The sequence below is a fragment of the Streptomyces sp. MnatMP-M17 genome, assembly GCF_900091995.1.
Classification (GTDB): domain Bacteria; phylum Actinomycetota; class Actinomycetes; order Streptomycetales; family Streptomycetaceae; genus Streptomyces.
Genome location: NZ_FMDK01000623.1, coordinates 1 through 2,862 on the forward strand (window position 1 = coordinate 1; position 2,862 = coordinate 2,862).

At 73.2% G+C, this 2,862-nt stretch carries 1 protein-coding gene and 1 pseudogene; both read right to left on the bottom strand.

From position 1 onward, the window contains the following. Positions 1 to 1,429 (bottom strand): annotated as a pseudogene (locus GA0115259_RS26275) (hypothetical protein); the annotation flags it as partial. Positions 1,430 to 1,431: 2 nt separating this feature from the next. Next, the coding region (locus GA0115259_RS26280; protein ID WP_093601606.1) for an HSP90 family protein at positions 1,432 to 2,862 on the bottom strand (1,431 nt) is incomplete at its 5' end.

Below are 2,862 nucleotides of genomic sequence, written 5' to 3' on the forward strand. Positions count from 1 at the left end.
CGTCCAGGCCCGCCGCCTCCTCATGGAGGGCGGCGGCGTCGGCGAACTCGTCCTTCTCGCCGGCCTGCCTCGCCTCGTTGTCCAGCAGGTCCGCGCGCAATCGTACGAGCGGGCCCACGGCCGGGTCGTCGGGATGGGTGTAGTCGCGGGCGGTGACGAGCGTGCGCAGCCGCGCCCAGCAGGCGTGCGCGTCCGGGTGCCCCTGTTCGTCCAACGCCCGTGCCTGGACGAGGAGCTCCGGAAGCGACTCAGGGACGGCGGCGGCTGCGGGGGCGGCGGCCACGGCGACCGGTGCGACCGGGGCCACGCTGTCGAGGCTGCGGGTGCGCAGGGTCAGTTCCAGCGCGTCCCGGAGCGGGGCACGGTCGAGGCGGGCCCTGCGCCGGTCGGTGTGGGCCGTGGTTCCGTTGCGGGCGTCGAAGCGGGCGGCGAGGTCGTCGGCGCGGCCCCGCACCTCGGCGCGCAGGCCGGACACCGTCCAGGTGCGGCCTGCGTATCCGGCGGCGGGCAGTTCGCCATGGCCGAGGAGCTCGACGCGCTGGAGGAGGACCTCCACGCCGGTGGAGAAGTCGAACAGGTCCAGCGGCGAGTCCACCTCGTCGAACAGGTTCCGGTTCTCGGCGAGCAGTTCAAGGCCGCGTGCCTCGTTGCCGGTCAGCGCACAGAACTCCAGGTGCCGGCCGACCTCTCCGGACATGGCGGGGTTGCGGCGGCAGCCGCGATAACCGGCGAGGTGCAGTTCGCGGGCCCGGTCGGTACGACCGGTGCGCAGCAAGGGCAGCAGCGCGTGCGAGACGGAGCGGACCGGCTCCTCCTGGCAGGACTCCTTCCCGGCCAGGACGGGTTCCCAGGTGCGCAGCGCCCGCTCGTCGTCGCCTGCCGTGAGGTGGTACAGGGCGCGCTCGCAGATCTCGCAGGCCTCGCAGTCGCTGAACGGGGTGCGGGTGCGTCCCGCCCACAGCTCGTAGGCGAGGGCGGTGTCATCGCCGAGGTGGGCGGCGAGCTGGTACGTCTGCCCGTAGTAGGGCTGAAGGCCGAAACCGGCCTTCTCGTACCGGGCGCGCATCTCCGTGAGCCACTGACGCAGGCTGGCCAGCGGTATCTCGGGCAGCGCGCGCAGGGCGTTGGCCACCCATTTGAACCGCCAGAACAACAAGTGGCGCAGGCGCTCGTCGAAGACATCGGGCTGCTCGTCGAAGAGCGTGAGCAGGCGGGCGAAGACGACGGGCGACTTCCGGGGTTCGGAGCCGTAGGTGTACGCCTCCTGGAGTTCGAAGAGCGCGCGGACGAGCGGGACGGGCTCGGCGAACAGCTCGGCCGCCTCGACCAGTTCCTCGGCGGCGATGGTGCGGGTGCGGCCATAGGGACGCCGGTCGTTCTCCTGGAGCGCCTGGTACAGCTCATCGGTGGTCTGGGGTGCGGTCGGCATCGTCACCTGTCCTTGCGGAGGGCGTGGGCGAGAAGGTCGAGGAAAGAGCGGTTGATGAGGCTCGATTCGGCGGGCCTGAGCGGGCGCCGGGACAGCAGCGCGGCCTGCCCGTAGAGGGCTTCGGCGCTGGTGCGGGCCAGTTCGGGCGCATCGATGGCGATCGCGGTGCGGACCAGCGGGTTGAGCTGGTTGAGGATCAGCTGGGCCCGCGGGGCCTCCTGGCGCAGTGCGCCGAGGATGTCGCCCCACAGGCCGCCCTCCTGCTCACGGGCGAGCTGGGAGCGGGTGCGCTCGTGCCGGGCGTCGCGGCTGTCGACGAGGAGGGCGGGGGCGGAGGCGGGCTGGAAGGTGCGCAGCGCGACATCGCAGTCGAAGACGGCGAGGGCGTCGCGGGCCAGGGCGAGATAGGCCGCCGCGGCCAGTTCCGTCTCGCGGTCGACGGGGTCGAGGTGGGCGGTGAGGGTCGCCGGGTCGAGGTCGGCGACGCTGACCTCGGGCCTGATCTCGGGCAGCCGGTGGACCAGTTCACGGTCGTAGGTGTAGCCGCCGTTGACGACGCCGAGCCCGGCGGCCGAGGCGATCGCCGCGACCTGCCGGAACTCCTCCACGCTCGACGTCACGAGCACCGTGCGGTGGGTGCGCGCGAACTCGTCGAGGGCGGTGTGCCCGTCGGTGGTCTCGAACGGCAGCCAGGGCAGCAGCATCCGCAGGATCTCGTCGTCGTGCACCGCGAGCGACTTCACAGCCAGGTGGTGGACCTGGAGGAAGCGGGCGAGCAGGTCCGGGTCGCTGGCGGCGGCCCGGGCGATCCACGCGCGAAGCCGCTCGGCGAGGGTGTCGCGGACGGCGGCGAGGGTGTCGTCCTCGTACAAGGACTCGCGGGACGCCGTCGGGCGCAGACTCTCCGCGTCGACCACGCAGCGGACGAAGAACGCCCACTCGGGCAGAATCTCTCCGGCCTGCTCGGACAGCAGCATGCCCTTGACGTGCACGCGGTGGCCTAGGCGGCGCCCGGCCGGCACCGCCTCGGGCAGCACGCACGCGATGCCCTTCAGGCCCACGGCCGGCAGGTCCAGATCGATGGTGTCCAGCGGCGTGAACCCGAAGACCTCCTCGCCGTACGCGGCCAACGCGCGGGAACGCGTCCCCGGCGTGGGGTAGGTACGCGCCCAGGGAGCGGGATCGGGGTTGACGGCTGTGCCCGGGCCGCCCGTGCCGTCGTCGAAGGTCACCGGGTGGCGCAGCAGGGAGCCGAAGTGCCGGGCCAGCGCGTGCACCTGCGCCGGCCGGGTCCACTCAGCCACGTCGGCGCGCGGCGTCAGTGTGACGGTGGTACCGGGCCGGGGGCGTGCGGAGGCGGGCAGCGTGCGGACGGTGTAGCTGCCGTCGCCGCGCCCCCGCCACTCCACGGCGGGTGCGGCGGGGGGGCGGGG